19 protein-coding genes are annotated in these 17,341 nt (G+C 71.6%); 11 read left to right on the plus strand and 8 right to left on the minus strand.

Annotated elements, in window-relative coordinates; translation table 11 throughout:
- The first annotated feature begins 8 nt into the window (after nucleotides 1–8).
- Nucleotides 9–1,355, plus strand: coding sequence for a D-amino acid dehydrogenase (locus DY262_RS11455; protein WP_116958999.1), 1,347 nt, complete (start codon nucleotides 9–11; stop codon nucleotides 1,353–1,355).
- Here DY262_RS11455 and DY262_RS11460 read toward each other — a convergent pair.
- The 3 genes from DY262_RS11460 to DY262_RS11470 are packed head-to-tail and all read right to left on the minus strand — an operon-like array spanning nucleotide 1,328 to nucleotide 4,482.
- Entirely contained in the window at nucleotides 1,328–2,593 is a 1,266-nt protein-coding gene (locus DY262_RS11460; RefSeq protein WP_425459292.1) for an acyl-CoA dehydrogenase family protein, read from the minus strand. The two genes, DY262_RS11455 and DY262_RS11460, sit on opposite strands and share 28 nt — an antisense overlap.
- A 24-nt stretch (nucleotides 2,594–2,617) precedes the next feature.
- Complete coding sequence (locus DY262_RS11465) at nucleotides 2,618–3,433, minus strand: alpha/beta fold hydrolase (protein ID WP_116959000.1); 816 nt, start codon at nucleotides 3,431–3,433, stop codon at nucleotides 2,618–2,620.
- On the minus strand, nucleotides 3,430–4,482 hold the full coding sequence (locus tag DY262_RS11470) for a 2,5-dihydroxypyridine 5,6-dioxygenase NicX family protein (RefSeq protein ID WP_116959001.1): 1,053 nt from the start codon (nucleotides 4,480–4,482) through the stop codon (nucleotides 3,430–3,432). The genes DY262_RS11465 and DY262_RS11470 overlap by 4 nt, the downstream gene beginning before the upstream one ends.
- Nucleotides 4,483–4,556: 74 nt before the next feature.
- Here DY262_RS11470 and DY262_RS11475 point away from each other — a divergent pair, with 74 nt between their 5' ends.
- From DY262_RS11475 to DY262_RS11485, 3 genes are read left to right on the plus strand one after another with little or no spacing between them, the layout of a single operon-like run.
- Nucleotides 4,557–5,078, plus strand: coding sequence for a flavin reductase family protein (locus tag DY262_RS11475; RefSeq protein ID WP_116959002.1), 522 nt, complete (start codon nucleotides 4,557–4,559; stop codon nucleotides 5,076–5,078).
- Nucleotides 5,075–5,587 (plus strand): MarR family winged helix-turn-helix transcriptional regulator, encoded by a 513-nt coding sequence (locus DY262_RS11480; RefSeq protein ID WP_116959003.1) that lies wholly within the window; start codon nucleotides 5,075–5,077, stop codon nucleotides 5,585–5,587. The genes DY262_RS11475 and DY262_RS11480 overlap by 4 nt, the downstream gene beginning before the upstream one ends.
- Before the next feature lie 54 nt (nucleotides 5,588–5,641).
- Nucleotides 5,642–6,550, plus strand: coding sequence for a DMT family transporter (locus DY262_RS11485; RefSeq protein WP_116959004.1), 909 nt, complete (start codon nucleotides 5,642–5,644; stop codon nucleotides 6,548–6,550).
- 12 nt (nucleotides 6,551–6,562) lie between these two features.
- Here the strand turns inward: DY262_RS11485 and DY262_RS11490 are convergent, their stop codons facing one another.
- A complete protein-coding gene (locus DY262_RS11490) occupies nucleotides 6,563–7,477 on the minus strand; it encodes a LysR family transcriptional regulator (protein ID WP_116959005.1) in 915 nt (304 codons plus the stop codon).
- Between the two features lie 98 nt (nucleotides 7,478–7,575).
- On the opposite strand from DY262_RS11490, the gene DY262_RS11495 reads away from it, so the two are divergent.
- Entirely contained in the window at nucleotides 7,576–8,220 is a 645-nt protein-coding gene (locus DY262_RS11495) for an NAD(P)-dependent oxidoreductase (RefSeq protein WP_116959006.1), read from the plus strand.
- Here the strand turns inward: DY262_RS11495 and DY262_RS11500 are convergent.
- Nucleotides 8,204–10,312, minus strand: coding sequence for an acetoacetate--CoA ligase (locus tag DY262_RS11500; protein WP_116959271.1), 2,109 nt, complete (start codon nucleotides 10,310–10,312; stop codon nucleotides 8,204–8,206). The genes DY262_RS11495 and DY262_RS11500 overlap by 17 nt on opposite strands.
- A gap of 99 nt (nucleotides 10,313–10,411) precedes the next feature.
- Here DY262_RS11500 and DY262_RS11505 point away from each other — a divergent pair, with 99 nt between their 5' ends.
- From DY262_RS11505 to DY262_RS11515, 3 genes are all read left to right on the plus strand, one after another.
- Nucleotides 10,412–11,089 (plus strand): TetR/AcrR family transcriptional regulator, encoded by a 678-nt coding sequence (locus DY262_RS11505; protein WP_181936480.1) that lies wholly within the window; start codon nucleotides 10,412–10,414, stop codon nucleotides 11,087–11,089.
- Nucleotides 11,090–11,178: 89 nt separating this feature from the next.
- A complete protein-coding gene (locus tag DY262_RS11510; protein ID WP_116959007.1) occupies nucleotides 11,179–12,471 on the plus strand; it encodes a solute carrier family 23 protein in 1,293 nt (430 codons plus the stop codon).
- Between the two features lie 2 nt (nucleotides 12,472–12,473).
- Nucleotides 12,474–12,899: a hotdog fold thioesterase gene (locus DY262_RS11515; protein ID WP_116959008.1), complete on the plus strand. Its 426-nt coding sequence runs from the start codon at nucleotides 12,474–12,476 to the stop codon at nucleotides 12,897–12,899.
- A gap of 26 nt (nucleotides 12,900–12,925) precedes the next feature.
- Here the strand turns inward: DY262_RS11515 and DY262_RS11520 are convergent, their stop codons facing one another.
- Entirely contained in the window at nucleotides 12,926–13,264 is a 339-nt protein-coding gene (locus tag DY262_RS11520; protein WP_116959009.1) for a hypothetical protein, read from the minus strand.
- On the minus strand, nucleotides 13,261–13,827 hold the full coding sequence (locus DY262_RS11525; protein WP_116959010.1) for a cob(I)yrinic acid a,c-diamide adenosyltransferase: 567 nt from the start codon (nucleotides 13,825–13,827) through the stop codon (nucleotides 13,261–13,263). The genes DY262_RS11520 and DY262_RS11525 overlap by 4 nt, the downstream gene beginning before the upstream one ends.
- Before the next feature lie 193 nt (nucleotides 13,828–14,020).
- Between DY262_RS11525 and DY262_RS11530 the strand changes: the two genes are divergently transcribed.
- Together DY262_RS11530 and DY262_RS11535 are read left to right on the plus strand one after the other, a co-directional pair.
- A complete protein-coding gene (locus DY262_RS11530; RefSeq protein WP_116959011.1) occupies nucleotides 14,021–14,233 on the plus strand; it encodes a hypothetical protein in 213 nt (70 codons plus the stop codon).
- A 53-nt stretch (nucleotides 14,234–14,286) separates the two neighbouring features.
- A complete protein-coding gene (locus DY262_RS11535) occupies nucleotides 14,287–15,714 on the plus strand; it encodes an FAD-binding oxidoreductase (protein ID WP_116959012.1) in 1,428 nt (475 codons plus the stop codon).
- A 25-nt stretch (nucleotides 15,715–15,739) separates the two neighbouring features.
- Here the strand turns inward: DY262_RS11535 and DY262_RS11540 are convergent, their stop codons facing one another.
- Nucleotides 15,740–16,654, minus strand: a complete 915-nt coding sequence (locus DY262_RS11540; RefSeq protein WP_116959013.1) for a helix-turn-helix domain-containing protein — start codon at nucleotides 16,652–16,654, stop codon at nucleotides 15,740–15,742.
- Nucleotides 16,655–16,830: 176 nt separating this feature from the next.
- Between DY262_RS11540 and DY262_RS11545 the strand changes: the two genes are divergently transcribed.
- Complete coding sequence (locus DY262_RS11545; RefSeq protein WP_116959014.1) at nucleotides 16,831–17,334, plus strand: cupin domain-containing protein; 504 nt, start codon at nucleotides 16,831–16,833, stop codon at nucleotides 17,332–17,334.
- Nucleotides 17,335–17,341 lie beyond the last annotated feature (7 nt).

The raw sequence follows: 17,341 nt of genomic DNA on the forward strand, positions 1-17,341 counted from the left end.
AGAGAGCCATGAAAGTCACCGTTCTGGGGGCCGGCATCATCGGCGTGAGCACCGCCTGGCACCTGCTGCAGCGCGGGCACGAGGTCACGCTGGTGGACCGCCAGCCCGACGCCGCGCTGGAGACCAGCTTCGCCAATGCGGCGCAGATCTCCGTGAGCTACTGCGAGCCCTGGGCCAACCGCGAAGCGCCGCTGAAGGCGCTGAAGTGGATGTTCTCGCCGACCTCGCCGCTGCTGTTCCGCCCGCAGCTGGACCCGGCGCAGTGGCGCTGGGGCCTGCAGTTCCTGGCGCAGTGCAACGACGCCGCCTTCGAGCGCAACGTGGCGCAGCTGGTGGCCCTCGGCGCGTACAGCCACGCGGCGCTCAAGGACGTGGTGCGCGAGACCGGCATCCAGTACCAGCGTCTGGAGCGCGGCATCGCCCACTACTACGTGGACCAGCACGCCTTCGAAGGCGCGGCCGGCGCGGCCGAGCTGATGGCGCGCTTCGGCGTCAAGCGCCGCGTGGTCTCGCGCGAGGAGCTGCTGCGCATCGAGCCGGCGCTGTCGGCCTTCGCCGACCGCATCGTGGGCGGCACCTTCACCGAAAGCGACGAGTCGGGCGACGCTCGGGTGTTCACTCAGCAACTCGCCGCCCTGTGCGCGGCGCGCGGCGCGCGCCTGCTGTTCAACCACGACATCGAGCACCTGGACGCCACCGGCGGTGCGTTGAACGCCGTGCGCGTGCGCAGCCGCGCCACCGGCGTGCTCAGCGCCCTCAAGGCCGACGCGACCGTGGTGGCCTGCGGCTCCTACACGACACCGCTGCTGGCGCGCATCGGCGTGCGCGTGCCCATCTACCCCGGCAAGGGCTACAGCGCCACGCTGCCGCTGCTCAAGCACGACCAGGCGCCGGTCGTGAGCATGATCGACGACAGCCTGAAGGTCGCGATGTCGCGCCTGGGCAATGAACTGCGCGTGGCCGGCACCATCGAGCTCGGCGGCTTCGACCTCTCGCTGGACACGCCGCTGGCGCGCCAGCGCTGCGAGATGCTGGTGCGCCGCATCGAGCAGGTCTTCCCCGGCGTGGCCGACACGCGCCTGCCGGCCGAGGGCGGCAACCCGCGCTTCTGGACCGGCCTGCGCCCCGCCACGCCCACCAACATCCCGCTGATCGGCCGCCTGCCGGTGAAGGGCCTGTGGATCAACGCCGGCCACGGCACCCTGGGCTGGACGCACGGCGCGGGCTCGGGCAAGGCCCTGGCCGAACTCATCGGCGGCGAACGTCCCGCCATGGCCTTTGGCTTCCAGGGCATGGAGGCCGCGCGGGCGGCGCGCGGCGCGCCGGCTCAGGCGTCCTTCTCGCCCGGCTCGTAAAGCGTCTCGCGCCCCATGCGGTCGACGATGAGCTCGGCCGTCCAGGGCAGCATGAGCGAGCCGCAGCGGCTGTCGCGGTAGAGGCGCTCCAGCGGCAGGTGCTTCATCATGCTCTGGCCGCCGCAGGTGCGGATGGCCAGGCGCGCGATGTCGTTGGCGCCTTCCATCACCGCGTGGTGCGCGGCGTACAGGCGCAGCTTCTCGTCCTTGCCCGGGTTGGGTCGCGCCTCCTGGATGGCGCGCGAGAACAGCGCCTTCATGCCCTCCAGCTGCAGGCGCATCTGGGCCACCGCGATCTGCTTGGTGGGGTACTGGCGGCGCTTGACCGGTGGCTCGCCCTCGACCTCGCCGCGCAGGTACTTCACGGTGAAGTCGTAGGCCGCGTTGGCCAGGCCCAGGTAGGTGGGCGCAAGCGTGAAGAACATGGCCGGCCAGGTCTGCGCGCCCACGAAGTAGATGCCGCGTGGCATGAGCTGCTCGGCGTCGCTCACGAACACGTCCTTGAACGTGAGGTTGCGACTCACGGTGCCGCGCATGCCCAGCGGGTCCCAGTCGCCGCTGATGGACAGGCCCTCGCTGGTGGCGGGCACGCTGATGTACATGGTGTCGCGCGGGTCCGGGTCCTTGCCCTCCACGTCTTCGGTGCAGAGGATGCCGTAGTAGTCGGCCGCGCCCGACAGGCTGGCGAAGATCTTGCGGCCGTTGATGCGCCAGCCGCCGTCCACCTTCTTCGCCGTGGTGCCGAAGGGCGCGCGCCCGGCCGCGGCGGCCGAGCCCTCGCTGAAGGGCTGGGCGTACACCGCGCCCTGGTCGACGATGCGCTGGAAGTGCAGCTCGCGCCGCGCGGCGTGCTCGGCGCGCTGGGTCTCGGTCATGGGAATGCCGTCGGCCAGCACGCCGGTCCACATGGTGCTGCAGATGTGCATGTTCCAGGTGAGCGCTGTGGCACCGCAGAAGCGGCCGACCTCGGCCGCGACCATCATGTAGGTGGGGTAGTCGGCGCCCAGGCCGCCGTGGTCCTTGGGCACGCACAGGCGCAGGAAGCCGGCCTCGCGCAGGTCCTCGTAGTTGGCGAAAGGGAAGCTCGCCTCGCGGTCCCACTGGGCGGCGCGCGGCGCGAACTTCTCGCGGCCCAGGCGGTTCGCCACCGTGAGCAGTTCGCGCTGCAATGGCGTGAAGGCCATGTCGCCCACGGCGGGGGTGAAGTCCAGGCCGGTGTTCAGGGGCTCGCGTTGCATGCTCGGTCTCCTTGGATGGTGTGGTCAGTGCAGGTCGCCCGCGGGCGAGGGCGCGCGCTCGGCCAGGAAGTCGAGCAGCAGGCCGTCGAAGTCCTCGGGCGCCTCCAGGTTCATGAGATGGCCGATGCCCTTGAGCTCGGCGTAGCGCGCGTTCGGGATGGCCTCGGCCATCTGCTTCATCACCGACGGCGCGGCCACGCGGTCGAACTCGCCGCCGATGAGCAGCGTGGGCACGCGGATGTCGCGCAGCGCGGCCTGGCGGTCGAAGGTGACCAGGCAGTCCAGCGCGCGACGGTAGGTGGCGGCGGGCACGCCGCCCATGCAGTGCTCGGCCAGGCGCAGGCCCTCGGGCAGCGCGCCAGGGCCGGCCATCTGCGGCACCAGCACCTGGGCCACCTCGGCCATGCTCTTGCCCGCGTCCAGCGGCGCGGTGCGCTGGGCGACGAACTGGCGCGCCCAGGTCTCGGCGTCGCGGCCGTCCGTGCGCTTGCCGAAGGCGGCCGAGGTGCCCGCGAGCACCAGCCGGCTGACCTTGTCGGGCCGGCGCGCGATCACCTCCTGCGCGACCATGCCGCCCATGCTGTGCCCCACCAGCACCACGCTCTCGCATTGCAGGGCGTCGATGAGATTTACGCAGCTCTGCGCGAGGCCCTTGAAGGTGTAGGGCTCGATGGGCGCGCTGTGGCCATAGCCCGGCATGTCCCAGGCGATGGCGCGGTACCCCGCGCCGGCCAGCGATTCGACCTGCGGCGCGAAGGCCAGGTGGCCGCCGCCGATGCCATGCAGCATCAACACGGTGGCGCCGCTGCCGAGCGCGGTGAAGGTGGGCAGCGCGTTCATTCGCCCACCACCTGGCCGGCGTCAACCACCACCGTGTCGTCCAGCCATACCGTGCAGCCACGCAGCGGGAAATCGAAGTGCCCGCGCGTGTGCCGCCCGGCCACCTCGTTGGCGCCCGTGCTGTAGAGGAAGTTGCCGGCGAAGGCACGCAGCTCGGTGCCGTTGAAGTCGCGCTTGTCGTAAAGCGCCATGCTGTCCCAGCGGGCCTTGGGATTGAGGCCGTAGCCCACGTGGCTCACGGCGTAGGCCTCGGGCTCGCCCCAGGCAGCGTAGTGGCCACGCAGCAGCTCGGCGTCGACGCCGCTGCCCTCGATGCGCGTGACCGTGTCGGCCTCGATGCGCAGGGTGATGGGGCGTTCGATGTAGCGCTTGAAGGTGAGGTTCACGTCGCCCTCGGCCAGCACCAAGGTGCCGTTGACGGTGCCGCGGGCGGGAAAGCCCAGCACCATGCCGCCAGGCCAGTGCGTGAGCGTGCCGGGCCGCGTGGTGCTGCCCCAGTTGCCACCGAGCACGGCGCCGGCGAGGTCGACGTGCAGGTCGGTGCCGGCGGCCGAGGTGACGCGCAAGCGCTTGGCGCCGCGCAGGCGCTTGAGGTGCGCCTTCACGCGCGCCTCGGTGGCCTCGTCGGGCAGCAGGCGCATCAGGGCCTCGGGGTGTTCGTCGCTCACGTAGACCACGCGCGGCTGCGTCTGGCCATTGCCCTTCAGGATGGCCGGCAACTCGTGCGCGTGCATCAGGCCCTCGGCGGTGCAGTCGATCACGAGCTGGCTGCCCGCGAGCGCGGCGATCACCGGCTGCAGCTGCTGGATGGCCGGACTGGCGCCGGTGGAGCGTTGCACCGGCGCGCCGTCGCTGAACACGGAGGGCAGCGTCAGCCGGAAGCAGCGCGCGCCCAGGCGCGCGGCCGCCAGGTGCGCCAGCTCGAGCAGCACCGGCCGGCTTTGCGTTTCGCCCAGGATGGCGACCACCTCGCCCGTCTGCAAGGCGCAGCGCCTGAGCAGGGCCTCGAAGGCGTCGATCCAGGCGGGTTCGATCCGCTCCTGCAGCATCGGGTCTCCTTTTTTGTCGGGGTGGGATTCGCTGGCGGCCCATTATTCATGAAAATTCATGTAAATTGCGCCCCATGTCCCCCGCCCGTCAGGCTGGCCACGCGGCCCGCCCCCCCGATTTCTCGGCGCACGAGTTCCGCGCTTCGCTGGGCATGTTCGCCACCGGCGTGACCATCGTCACCGCGCGCGCGCCCGATGGCGCGCTCATCGGCCTCACCGCGAACTCCTTCAACTCGGTCTCGCTGTCACCACCGCTGGTGCTGTGGAGCCTGGCGCACCACGCCGGCTCCATGGCCTTCTTCCGCAACGGCTCGCACTACGCCATCAACGTGCTTGCGGCCGACCAGCAGGCCCTGGCCGAGCGCTTCGCGGCGCGCGGCATCGACCGCTGGAACGGCGTGGCCTTCAGCGAAGGCGGCAATGGCGCGCCGCTGCTCGACGGCGCGGCCGCCGTGTTCGAGTGCTTCAACCGCAGCCAGTACACCGAGGGCGATCACGTGATCTTCGTCGGCGAAGTGGAGCGCTGCAGCCACCGGCCCGGCGCCTCGCCGCTGCTGTTCCACGGCGGGCGCTTCTACGCGGAGCACCCGCTGTGAAGGAACGGCGCGATCCGCCGCCGGGCCGCGCCAAGGCGGATCAGCCCCCCGGGGGGGCAGCGACCCGCGAAGCGGCGGCGCGTGGGGCCCCCCGTTTCACCGATGACTATCTGGGCTACCTGCTCGGCCAGGCCAACCACGCCCTCTTCAAGGAATTCGACGCCCAGGTGCGCGAGGCCGGCCTGGGCTCGCTGGAGTGGCGCGTGCTGGCGGTGCTCAGCGGCGAGTCGCCGATGGCCGTGGGCCGGCTGGCGCACGAGGTGCTGAGCCAGCAGCCCACCGTCACCAAGCTGCTGCAGCGCCTGGTCGCGCAGGGCTGGGTGGCCCTGCACGACGACCCCGCGGACCAGCGCCGCACGCTGGTGTCCATCACGCCCGCCGGCCAGAGAAAGGTGGCGCCGCTGCTGCGCCGCGCCCGCGCGCACGAGGCCGCCATGCTCGCCGAGTTGTCGGCCGCCGAAGTGCAGCGCCTGAAGACCCAGCTCAAGCGCCTGGCGCAGCCACGCTGAGCGCAGAACCCCTGCGACACGCGCGCCGCGCGGCGCCCCGCACAATCACCGGCCATGCCGCCCGCCACGCCTCCCGTTCGCAAGACCCACCTCGACTCCCTCGCCATCACGCTGCTCGTGGCGTGCTGCGCGTTCTGGGGTTTCCAGCAGATCCTGATCAAGGTGGCCGTGGCCGAGGTGCCGCCGCTGTGGCAGGCCAGCCTGCGTTTCTGGGGCGCCACGCTGCTGCTGTGGCTGTGGTGCCGCGCGCGCGGCGTGCCGCTGTTCCAGCGCGACGGCACGCTCAAGGCCGGCCTGCTGGCGGGCCTGCTGTTCGCGGGTGAGTTCAGCTTCATCTACCTGGGCCTGCAGCTCACCTCGGCCTCGCGGCTCACGGTGTTCCTCTACACCAGCCCCTTCGTGGTGGCCCTGCTGCTGCCGCGCGTGGTGCCCAGCGAGAGGCTGCGCCGCGTGCAGTGGGTGGGGCTGGTGATCGCGTTCGCGGCGGTGGTCACGGCCTTCAGCGAGGGCTTCGCGAACGGCTCGCCCGGGGCCGGCCAGTGGCGCGGCGACGCCATGGCCCTGGGCGCGGGCCTTCTCTGGGGCCTGACCACGCTGACCATCCGCGCCAGCCGGCTCGCCACGGCCAGCGCCGAGAAGACCCTGTTCTACCAGGTGGCCGTCACGGCCGCTGTGGCGCCGCTGCTGTCGCTGGCGCTGGGCGAGACCTGGGGCTGGTCGTACTCGGGTCTGGCCTGGGGCTCGATCGCGCTGCAGTCGGCGGTGGGCGCCTTCGCCAGCTACCTGGCCTGGATGTGGATGCTGCGCCACTACCCGGCCACGCAGATCAGCACCTTCACCTTCCTCACGCCGGTGTTCGCGCTGGTGTTCGGCGTGCTGCTGCTGGGCGAGCCGCTCACGCTGCGGCTGATGCTGGCACTGGGGGGCGTGGCGCTGGGCATCGTGCTGGTGAGCCGGCGCTGAAGCCGAACCGGCTCAGCCGCCGCGCGCGCCGAAGTGCGCCTGCAGCGCCCGCAGCGCGTGGCGCACCTTGGCCGGCTGCTCGTCGCGCCGCGGCGTGACGGCGAAGACCGCAGCCGGCTCCAGGCGCCAGTCGGGCAGCACCGGCACCAGGCGGCCCTGGTCGAGCGCGGCGCCCACGTCGTCGCGCATGCCGACGTACAGGCCCCAGCCTTCGAGCGCCAGGGCCTCCAGCACCGTCACCTGCGACGCCAGCACGCGCGGCTCCACCCGCACCTCGGCGCGCGCGCCCTGCGGTCCCTGGAACTCCAGTGCCGTCGCCGCGCCGCTGCGCGGCGGCAGGCCCAGCCAGTCGTGGCCGGCCAGCTCGCCGGGGTCGCGCGGCCAGCCGCGCTCGGCGAGGTAACGCGGCGCCGCGCACAGCACGCGCTGCAGTTCGCCCAGGCGGCGCGCCACCAGGGCCGAGTCGGTGAAGCGACCCACGCGCAGCGCCAGGTCCACGCGCTCGGCGATCAGGTCGATGGGCGTGTCGTCCAGCAGAAGGTGCAGGCGCAGGCGCGGGTGGCGCCGCAGCGGCTCCAGGGCGCTGGCCAGCCGATCGCCGAAACCGATGGGCGCGGCCAGGCGCAGCTCGCCCTCGGGCTCGTCGCGCAGGCGCTCCAGGGCCTGATCGGCGCTGCGGGCCTGGGCCACCATGGCCGCGCAGGCCGGGTGGTAGCGCTCGCCGGCCTCGGTGAGCGTGAGCCGGCGCGTGGAGCGGTGCAGCAGCACCAGGCCCAGGGAGCGCTCCAGCAGGCGCAGCTGCTGGCTCACGGCGGACGGCGTGCTGCCCAGGCGGCGCGCGGCCGCGCTGATGGAGCCGCTGTCGACGATCTCGGCGAACAGGGCCATGCGGCGCAGCTTGTCGGCCAGGGCCTGGGCTTCATTCATTAGATTGTCTACAAAATGAATGAGGATTCTGCCATCTGGTCCCTTGTTCGTGTAGTGATGACACTAGATGCCATTCACAACCCGCCAGGAGTTTCCCCATGAAGATCGCCCTGATCGGCGCCACCGGCTTCGTCGGCAGCGCCGTGCTGAACGAACTGCTGTCGCGCGGCCATGCCGTGACCGCGCTCGCCCGCCACCCCGAGAAGTTCACCGCCCGCGACGGCCTGGCGGTGGTGCGCGCCGACGCCCTGGACGCCGCCCAGGTGGCCGCCGCGGTGCGCGGACAGGACGCCATCGTCAGCGCCTACAACCCCGGCTGGAACGAGCCGCGCATCTACGACCTGTTCGGCCAGGGCTACGACGCCATCCTGGCCGGCGCCCGGCAGGCCGGCGTGAAGCGCCTGCTGGCCGTGGGCGGCGCGGGCAGCCTGGAGGTGGCGCCCGGCGTGCAGCTGGTGGACACGCCCGAGTTCCCGGCCGAGTGGAAACAGGGCGCGCTGGCCGCGCGCGACCTGCTCACGCGCCTGCGCGGCGAGACCGCGCTGGACTGGACCTTGCTGTCGCCGCCGATCCTGCTGGCCCCGGGCGAGCGCACGGGCCGCTACCGCGTGGGCGGCGACCAGCCGCTGCCCGGCGAGGGTGGGCAGCCCTCGGGCATTTCGGTGGCCGACCTGGCGGTGGCCATCGCGGACGAGATCGACAGGCCGCAGCACCTGCGGCGCCGCTTCACGGTCGCGAACTGAACCCCGGCGCCACCCCACGCTCGCGCGCCAGCCGCACGTACCAGTCCAGGCTGCCGGGGTTGGCCATGGCCTCCCGGTTGATGACCTTGTCGATCGGCTGGCCCAGCAGCAGCTTCTTGATGGGCAGCTCCTGCTTCTTGCCCGAGAGCGTGCGTGGGATCTCGGCCACCTGATAGATGGCGTCGGGCACGAAGCGCGGCGACAGCGCCTGGCGGATCGCGGCGTTCAGGCGCTGGCGCAGGGCCTCGTCCAGCGTGAGCCCCTCGCGCAGCACCACGAACAGCGGCATCCAGCTCTCTCGGCCCAGGTACTCCAGGTCCACGACCATGGAATCCAGCACCTCGGGCAGGGCCTCGACGGCGCTGTAGATCTCGCTCGTGCCCATGCGCAGGCCGTGGCGGTTGATGGTGGCGTCGGAGCGGCCGTAGATCACGCAGGAACCGTCGGGCAGCACGCGCAGCCAGTCACCGTGGCGCCAGACGGCGCCGGCCTCGGGGCCGAGGTCGCCGCCGCCCGGCCGACGACCGTGGCCGGGCGGGTAGGCGTCGAAGTAGCTGCCGATCAGGCGTCGGTTGTCCGCATCGCCCACGAAGTACAGCGGCATCGAGGGAATGGGCTGGGTGCAGACCAGCTCGCCCACCTCGTCGATCACCGGTTCGCCGCGCTCGTTCCAGGCCTGCACCGCACACCCCAGCAGGCGGCACTGCATGCGCCCGGGCGTCTGGGGCAGCTCGCGGTGGCCGCCGATGAAGGCGCCCGCGAAGTCGGTGCCGCCGCTGATGTTGCACCACCAGATGTCCTTCTGTGCCTCGCCCGAGGCGATGGCGGCGAACTGCGCCGAGCCCCAGCGCTGCGCGTCTTCCGACAGCGGCGAGCCCGTGCTGCCCAGGGCGCGCACGCGCGACAGATCGCCGCAGCGCGACAGGTCCACGCCGGCCTTGAGGCAGTTGGCGTAGAAAGCCGCGCCGGCGCCGAAGAAGGTGACGCCCGTTTCGGCCGCGAAACGCCAGAGGGTCGTCCAGTCGGGCGCGTCCTTGGCGCCACCCGGGTTGCCGTCGTAGATGACGCAGGTGGTGCCGTTGAGCAGGCCGCTGATCTGCGCGTTCCACATCACCCAGCCGGTGGAGCTGTACCAGTGGTAGCGCTCGCCCCAGCTGTTGGGGTCGTAGCTGCAGCCCACGTCGTTGTGCAGGCTCTTGAGCGCCAGGCCCACCAGCACCGTGCCGCCATGGCCGTGCACGATGGGCTTGGGCAAGCCGGTGGTGCCGCTGGAATAGACGATCCACAGCGGGTGGTCGAAGGGCAGGTCCTCGGGCTCGAAGGCCGCGGTCTCGGCGTCGTCGCGGGCCACCACGGCCTCCAGATGCGCGCAGGGCGCGGCCTGCGCCAGCGCGCGCGCTTTCTCATCGGGCGCATCGGCCAGGTTGGTGTGCAGCAGCACGTGGCGCACCGTGGGCAGGGCCGCGCGCAGCTCGGCCACCACGCCCAGGCGGTCGATGTCGCGCCGGCCGTAGGTGACGCCGTCGCAGGCGATCAGCGCCACCGGCTCGATCTGGCGGAAGCGGTCGAGCACGGCGTGGGTGCCCATGTCGGGCGCGCAGACGCTCCACACGGCGCCAATGCCCACCACGGCCAGGAAGGCAACGGCCGTCTCGGGGATGTTGGGCAGGTAGGCGGCCACGCGGTCACCCGGGCGCACGCCCTGGGCCTTCAGGTGCAGGGCCAGCGCGGCCACCTGGCGGCGCAGCTCGGGCCAGCCCAGTTCGGTGTGGCGGCCTTTTTCGTTGCGGGCGATCAGCGCGGGCATGCCCGCCGCGTGGGCCGGCGCCACGTGGCGGAACACCTGGCGCGTGTAGTTGGCGCGCCCGCCCACGAACCACTGGGTGCCGGGCATGGTGTTTTGAAACAAAACGTTCTCTTCATTGCATCCAAAATGCAATCCAAAGTATTCTTCTATCGATGTCCAGAACGCCGGGAGATCGGTGACGGACCACTGCCACAGCCCGTGGTAGTCGTCGAAGCGCAGGCCATGGTGCTGCGCGAGCCAATCGGTGTAGCGGCGGATCTGGGGCACGTAGGGAGGCGTTGGCATGGGGTTCCTGCTGGGATGGCGAGCCGCAGCGTAGCGCCGTCCCGCCGCACTGTCAGTCCCCGCGGCGCGCCTGCGCGACGCCCCCACCCCTTCCGCCTCATGCCACTGCCACGTTCCTCCTTCCCCACGCCGCGCAACGACCGCCAGCAGGCCATCCTGCACGCCGCCGAGCGCCTCTTCGCCCAGCGCGGCTTCCACGCGGTCACGGTCCGCCAGATCGCCGAGGCCGCCGAGGTGCCCCTGGCCCTGGTGGGCTACTACTTCGCCCACAAGGAAGGCCTGTTCCGGGCCATCTTCGCGCACCACGGCCCGCTGCACCACGAAGCCATGCGCGCCCTGGAGGACGCGCGCCGCGCCGCCGCCCTGCCCGGCGAACCCGACGGCCTGCGCCGCGTGGTCGAGGCCTTCGTGCTGCCGTTGCTGCGCTGGCGCCACCACAGCGCCAGCCAGCACTACGCGCAACTGCTCGCGCGCGAGCTGGCCCAGGCCGCGCCCGAGGCCGAGCCCGCGCTGCAGGAGCACGTCGACCCCCTGCTGCAGCGCCTGTTCGACGCCCTGCAGGCCGCCCTGCCCCGGGCCTCGCGCCACGACCTGGCCGACGCGCTGCGCTTCGCCCTGGGCGCGGTACAGGCGCACCTGGCGGAGCACCGGCTCGACCGGCTCGTGGCCGGCACGCGCGCCGGCCCGGCCAGCGCCCAGCGCCTGAGCGAGTTCATCGCCAACGGCATCCGCGCGGTGTTGGCACCCGCCCGCGCGCAGCCGGCCGAGCGGGCCTGAGCCCGCGCGTGCGCGACGCGACGCGCACGCCACTTGCTTGCACAATCGCGTGCCACTTCGGCACGACAACAACATGAGGAGCGAGTGAGATGGGCCTTTTCAACTGGACGGAGAAACCGGCGAGCACCCTCGGGCAGGGTGGCGTCATCGCCCCCGACGAACGCCTGCCCTGGCCACAAACCACGGTGATGGGCGTGCAGCACGTCATCGCCATGTTCGGCGCCACGGTGCTGGCGCCGCTGCTCATGGGCTTCGACCCGAACGTCGCCATCCTCATGAGCGGCATCGGCACCCTGATCTTCTACTTCATCACCGGCGGCAAGGTGCCCAGCTACCTGGGCTCCAGCTTCGCCTTCATCGGCGTGGTGATCGCGGCCAGCGGCTACGCCGGCAGCGGGCCCAACGCCAACCTGGGCGTGGCGCTGGGCGGCATCATCGCCTGCGGCGTGCTCTATACGCTGATCGGCTTCGTGGTGCAGGCCATCGGCACCGGCTGGGTCGAGCGGCTCATGCCGCCGGTGGTCACCGGCACGGTGGTGGCGGTGATCGGCCTGAACCTGGCGGCCATCCCGATCAAGAACATGGCACCCACGGGCTTCGACGCCTGGATGCAGGCCATCACCTTCGTCAGCGTGGGCCTGGTGGCCGTGTACGCGCGCGGCATGGTGCAGCGCCTGCTCATCCTGGTGGGCCTGATCCTGGCCAGCGTGGTCTACGCCGTGCTCACCAACGGCCTGGGCCTGGGCAAACCCATCGACTTCAGTGGCGTGGCCAACGCGGCCTGGTTCGGGATGCCCTCCTTCGCCGCGCCGGTGTTCAGCGCCCAGGCCATGCTGCTGATCGCGCCGGTGGCGATCATCCTGGTGGCCGAGAACCTGGGCCATGTGAAGGCCGTCAGCGCCATGACCGGCCGCGACCTCAACCCCTACCTGGGCAAGGCCTTCATCGGCGACGGCGTGGCCACCATCGTGAGCGGCGCCTCGGGCGGCACGGGCGTCACCACCTACGCCGAGAACATCGGCGTGATGGCGGCGACCAAGATCTACTCGACCGCCATGTTCGTGGTGGCCGCGCTCATCGCCACCGTGCTGGGCTTCAGCCCCAAGTTCGGCGCGCTGATCCAGACCATTCCCCTGGCCGTGATGGGCGGCGTGTCCATCGTGGTGTTCGGCCTGATCGCGATCGCGGGGGCCAAGATCTGGGTCGACAACCGGGTCGACTTCTCGGACAACCGCAACCTGCTGGTGGCGGCCATTCCCCTGATCCTGGGCACGGGCGACTACACGCTCAAGTTCGGCGGTTTCGCGCTGGGCGGCATCGGTACCGCGACCTTCGGCGCCATCGTGCTGTACTGGCTGCTGGGCCGCGGCCAGAAGGCCTGAGCATGCCGGCGATCTGGACCCGCCCCATCTCCTGCGAGATCCTGCACCAGCTGCACGAGGGCACCGCCGTGCGGCAGCTGGGCATCGAGTTCACCGAGGTGGGCGACGATTTCATCGCCGCGCGCGTGCCGGTGGACGCACGCACCAAGCAGCCCTATGGCCTGCTGCACGGTGGCGTGAGCGTGGTGCTGGCCGAGACCCTGGGTTCCTGCGGCGCGGCCTTCACCTGTGCCGAAGGCCACCGCGCCGTGGGCCTGGACATCAACGCCAACCACCTCAAGGGCGCCACGCAGGGCTGGGTCACGGGCGTCACGCGGCCGGTGCACATCGGCCGCAGCACGCAGGTGTGGCACATCGAGTTGCGCAACGACGCGGGCGAGCTCACCTGCGTCTCGCGCATCACCATGTCGGTGCTGGCGCCGCGATAACCCCGGCACCTCCCGATCGGACGCGGCTATCGACGGGTACAGCGCCCCTCGGAGGTGGCCTGCCCCCGAAAGTCGCTGCGCCAGGTGAGCGTGGCGGTGTCGATCTGGATGCGCTCGTTGTCCAGCGCGGTGAGCAGCACGGTGTCGAACACCGAGAAGCTGTAGACCGGCACACCATCGATGGCCACGCCGCGGATGCGGCGCTCATCGAGCGTGAAGCGCACCTCGCGCACCCAGGCGCTGCGCGCGGGCAGGTAGACGGCGTCGCAGCTCAGCACCACCTGCTCGCCCGGCGCGGGTTCGGCGCGCGCCGGGGCCAGCGCCAGCGCCAGCGCCGCCACGGCCAGCGCCGGCAGGGCCTTCACTCGGCGACCCCGCGCTGCAGGCGCTCGCTCTTCCAATAAACGTCGTCGCCGCCGTGCATGCGGTTGAGCACGCGCGCCAGCACGAACATCAGATCGCTCAGGCGGTTGAGGTACTGGCGCGGCGCCTCGCGCACCGCGTCCACGTCGCCCAGGGCCACCACCGCGCGCTCGGCGCGGCGCGCCACGGTGCGGCACACGTGCGCCTGGCTGGCCGCGCGGTTGCCCGCCGGCAGGATGAACTCCTGCAGGCGCGGCAGGGCCGCGTTGTGCTCGGCCAGGGCCTCGTCGAGCGCGGCCACGGCCTCGGGCTTGAGCAACTCGTACCCTGGGATGGACAGCTCACCGCCCAGGTTGAACAGCTGGTGTTGCACCTCCACCAGCAGCCCGCGCACGCCGGCCGGCAGCTCTTCGCACAGCAGCACGCCGATGTGCGAGTTGAGTTCGTCCACGTCGCCCATGGCGTGCACGCGCAGGTGGTTCTTGGACACGCGGGTGTTGTCGCCGAGGCCGGTGGTGCCGGCGTCGCCGGTGCGCGTGGCGATCTGGGTGAGTCGGTTGCCCATGGACGGTCGTCTCCTCTTCTGGCTCGTCGCCGCATTGTGCGCCAGTGATCGGGTGTAACCGCCCGCAGGGAAATGTCACGGGCGTCAAGCGCCGGTCAAGCGCGCAACGGCCGGCAAAAGCACTTGGTTCTGTCACACGGGGGCGTTGCAATCGCGGGCATCGCCCGCAGCTTGGGGCGACAACGGAGACCGAATGAACCGACCCCGCAAGACCCAGGCGCTGTCCCAGCGCTTCGAGGCGCGCAGCGTGCAGCTGCTCGCCGCCTGGACCCTGGTGATCGCCGGCGCCGCCGCCACCGGCCCCTTCCTGCAGAAACCCCGCCAGGGCGCCACGCCCAGCGGCCTGTCCCTGCCGTCGGCCCAGGGCGCCCTGCCCGGCCCCATGGCCCGCGGCGCCCGCCGCTGAACACCCCCGGGCGTACACTGCGCGGTTCAGAAACCGCGCCGGAGACCGCCCCAATGAACGCCCCCACCGACGTCGCCCACCTGCTGCCCACCGTCGAGCAGCGCGAGGTGCCCGAGGCCTTTCTGGCCGCGCTGAAGCAGCGCTTCGGCGCGCAGTGCTCCACCGCCCTGGCGGTGCGCGAACAGCACGGCCGCGACGAGTCCGCCTTCGTCTCCGTGCCGCCGCCGGCGGCCGTGGTCTTCGCCGAATCCACGCGCGACGTGGCCGACGCCGTGGCGCTGTGCGCTCAGTACAAGGTGCCGGTCATTCCCTTCGGCGTGGGCTCCTCGCTCGAAGGCCACCTGCTCGCGGTGCAGGGCGGCATCAGCATCGACGTGAGCCGCATGAACCAGGTGCTCGCCATCAACGCCGAGGACCTGACCGTGACCGTGATGCCCGGCGTGACGCGCAAGGCCCTGAACGAGGCCGTGAAAAGCGAAGGCCTGTTCTTCCCCATCGACCCCGGCGCCGACGCCTCCATCGGCGGCATGACGGCCACGCGCGCCAGCGGCACCAATGCCGTGCGCTACGGCACCATGCGCGAGAACGTGCTGGCGCTGGAGGTGGTCACGGCCGAGGGCAAGGTGGTGCGCACCGGCACGCGCGCCAAGAAATCGTCCGCCGGCTACGACCTCACGCGCCTGATGGTGGGCAGCGAAGGCACGCTGGGCGTGATCACCGAGATCACCCTCAAGCTCTATCCGCTGCCCGAGGCCATCTCGGCCGCGGTGTGCTCTTTCCCCTCCATCGAGGCGGCGGTGCGCTGCGTGATCCAGGTCATCCAGCTGGGCGTGCCGATCGCGCGCTGCGAGCTGATCGACGCCAACACCGTGCGCATGGTCAATGCCCACAGCAAGCTGGGCCTGCGCGAGGAACACATGCTGCTGATGGAATTCCACGGCTCGCCCGCCAGCGTGAAAGAGCAGGCCGAGACCGTGCAGGACATCGCCAGCGAGTTCGACGGCAATGCCTTCGAATGGGCCACCACGCCGGAGGAGCGCACGCGCCTGTGGACCGCGCGGCACAACGCCTATTTCGCGGCCATCCAGACCAAGCCCGGCTGCCGCGCCGTGAGCACCGACACCTGCGTGCCCATCAGCCGCTTGGCCGACTGCCTGCTCGATTCCGTGGCCGAGGCCGACGCCAGCGGCCTGCCCTACTTCCTGGTCGGCCACGTGGGCGACGGCAACTTCCACTTCGGCTACCTGATCGACCCCGACAACGTCGACGAGCGCCGCCTGGCCGAAGAACTCAACGTCAAGCTCGTGACGCGCGCGCTGCAGCTGGAAGGCACCTGCACCGGCGAGCACGGCGTGGGCCTGCACAAGATGGGCTTCCTGCTCGACGAGGCCGGCGCCGGCGCGGTGGACCTGATGCGCACGCTCAAGCGCGCGCTGGACCCGGACAACATCCTGAACCCGGGCAAGATCTTCTCGGCCTGAGGCCGGCGGCCGCGCCGCACCCGGCTCAGCCGCGCCGCTGGGCGCGCCAGGCGCTGGGCGTGAGGCCGTACTGCCGCCGGAACGCGGCGGTGAAATGGCTGGGGCCGCGAAAGCCGCTGTCGCGCGCGATGTCGGCCACGGCCAGCGGGCTGCGCGCCAGCAGGTCCTGCGCGCGCACCAGGCGCCGCTCCAGCACGTAGCGGTGCGGCGTCTGGCCCACCGCCCGCTTGAAGGCGCGCAGGAAGTGGTCGGGCGACAGGTGGGCGATGTCGGCCAGGGCGCTCAGCGTCAGGCGCGCGGCCAGGCGCTCTTCGATGTGCTCGTCGATGTGGGCGAACAGCCGCCGCAGCGTGGCCCCGGTGAGCGCCAGGCGGGACCCCGAACGCTCGGGCGCGGCCGCGGCGCCGCCGGCGTCGCGGCGGATGAGGTGCGCCAGCAGCAGGGCCTGCCACTGCTCCAGCGCCAGCGGATCCAAGCCATCGACCAGGGCCTCGTGCACCAGCCAGTGCAGCAGGCGCGCGAGTTGGGCGTCCTCGGCCGCGAAGAAGTCGCCCAGCCCGTCGGCGGGCCAGGGCCGCGAGAGGCGTTCGGCCGCGTCGCTCAGCGCCTGCGGGTGCACGTAGGCATGGGCCACCCGGCAATGTCCGCCGATGGTCCACTCCGAATCGCGCCGCGCCGGCACCAGGCTCACGCTGCCCACGCGGGAGCGGTGCCCCACGCAACGGCCGTCGGCCCACTTCTCCACCAGCGTGCAGCCCGACAGGTGCAGCGCCAGCGCGTGGTGGTCCAGGCCTTGCACCCGCGTGTGCGTGGGCGGGTGAGACCAGATGGCGCCCACCACCTCGCCCGACTGGCAACGCAGCACGCGCTCGGGTTCGGCGTGCGCGAAGCGGCCGATGGTCCGAGCCGTGTCCTGGGCGCTGGCAAGCGGGGGGTGCATGGCGACATGCTAGGCCGCGCGGGGCCGTCGTCCTAGCGGGTTTCTGTCGAAAAAGCGGCATTGCAAGCGGCCGGCGGCCGCTTTCCCAGGGCTTTCCCGCAGGGCCGTGCCGCCAAGCCCGCCGAGCATGCGCCCGCGGCACCGATGCCGCGAAACCCATTCCCACGGAGACACCCATGCCCATCACCCACGCCAAGACCGGCACCGACCCGCGCGTGTCGCTGCGCTACCCCGACGGCTCGCTCATCGTGCGCACCAAGGAAATTCCCTGGACCCCCTGGGGCATGCCGGGCACGCAATTCAAGCTGCTGCACTGCGACGACGCCTCCAGCCTGCTGGTGATCCTGCTCAAGGTGGAGCCCGGCACCGTGGCCGGCGTGCACAAGCACTTCGGCGCCGCGCACGCCTACATCGTCGAAGGCGGTTTCGGCTACGAACACGGCGAGGTGTTCGCGGGCGACTACATGGTCGAGGCGGGTGGTATCACCCACCAGCCCTTCACCGGCCCGAACGGGCTGATCCTGCTGGGCTTCATGTTCGGCCCCATCGGCGGCCTGGCCGAGGACGGCTCGCTGGCCGGGGTGCTGGACATCGAATGGCACTACCAGACGGCCAAGGCCAACGGCGCGGCCGGCCACATCCACCGCCCGTCCATGGCGCCGGCGCCGGCCCTGGCCTGAACCCGGG

The sequence above is a fragment of the Hydrogenophaga borbori genome, assembly GCF_003417535.1.
In the GTDB taxonomy this organism is placed as follows: Bacteria; Pseudomonadota; Gammaproteobacteria; order Burkholderiales; family Burkholderiaceae_C; genus Hydrogenophaga; species Hydrogenophaga borbori.

Bases quoted from the DNA above. Each gene is read 5' to 3' on its own strand.
- DY262_RS11515 (WP_116959008.1), top strand. From the start codon at position 12,474: ATGCCGGCGATCTGGACCCGCCCCATCTCCTGCGAGATCCTGCACCAG.
- DY262_RS11470 (WP_116959001.1), bottom strand. From the start codon at position 4,482: ATGCTGCAGGAGCGGATCGAACCCGCCTGGATCGACGCCTTCGAGGCC.
- DY262_RS11500 (WP_116959271.1), bottom strand. From the start codon at position 10,312: ATGCCAACGCCTCCCTACGTGCCCCAGATCCGCCGCTACACCGATTGG.
- DY262_RS11490 (WP_116959005.1), bottom strand. From the start codon at position 7,477: ATGAATGAAGCCCAGGCCCTGGCCGACAAGCTGCGCCGCATGGCCCTG.
- DY262_RS11530 (WP_116959011.1), top strand. From the start codon at position 14,021: ATGAACCGACCCCGCAAGACCCAGGCGCTGTCCCAGCGCTTCGAGGCG.
- DY262_RS11475 (WP_116959002.1), top strand. From the start codon at position 4,557: ATGTCCCCCGCCCGTCAGGCTGGCCACGCGGCCCGCCCCCCCGATTTC.
- DY262_RS11485 (WP_116959004.1), top strand. From the start codon at position 5,642: ATGCCGCCCGCCACGCCTCCCGTTCGCAAGACCCACCTCGACTCCCTC.
- DY262_RS11535 (WP_116959012.1), top strand. From the start codon at position 14,287: ATGAACGCCCCCACCGACGTCGCCCACCTGCTGCCCACCGTCGAGCAG.
- DY262_RS11525 (WP_116959010.1), bottom strand. From the start codon at position 13,827: ATGGGCAACCGACTCACCCAGATCGCCACGCGCACCGGCGACGCCGGC.
- DY262_RS11495 (WP_116959006.1), top strand. From the start codon at position 7,576: ATGAAGATCGCCCTGATCGGCGCCACCGGCTTCGTCGGCAGCGCCGTG.
- DY262_RS11545 (WP_116959014.1), top strand. From the start codon at position 16,831: ATGCCCATCACCCACGCCAAGACCGGCACCGACCCGCGCGTGTCGCTG.
- DY262_RS11510 (WP_116959007.1), top strand. From the start codon at position 11,179: ATGGGCCTTTTCAACTGGACGGAGAAACCGGCGAGCACCCTCGGGCAG.
- DY262_RS11540 (WP_116959013.1), bottom strand. From the start codon at position 16,654: ATGCACCCCCCGCTTGCCAGCGCCCAGGACACGGCTCGGACCATCGGC.
- DY262_RS11455 (WP_116958999.1), top strand. From the start codon at position 9: ATGAAAGTCACCGTTCTGGGGGCCGGCATCATCGGCGTGAGCACCGCC.
- DY262_RS11465 (WP_116959000.1), bottom strand. From the start codon at position 3,433: ATGAACGCGCTGCCCACCTTCACCGCGCTCGGCAGCGGCGCCACCGTG.
- DY262_RS11505 (WP_181936480.1), top strand. From the start codon at position 10,412: ATGCCACTGCCACGTTCCTCCTTCCCCACGCCGCGCAACGACCGCCAG.
- DY262_RS11460 (WP_425459292.1), bottom strand. From the start codon at position 2,593: ATGCAACGCGAGCCCCTGAACACCGGCCTGGACTTCACCCCCGCCGTG.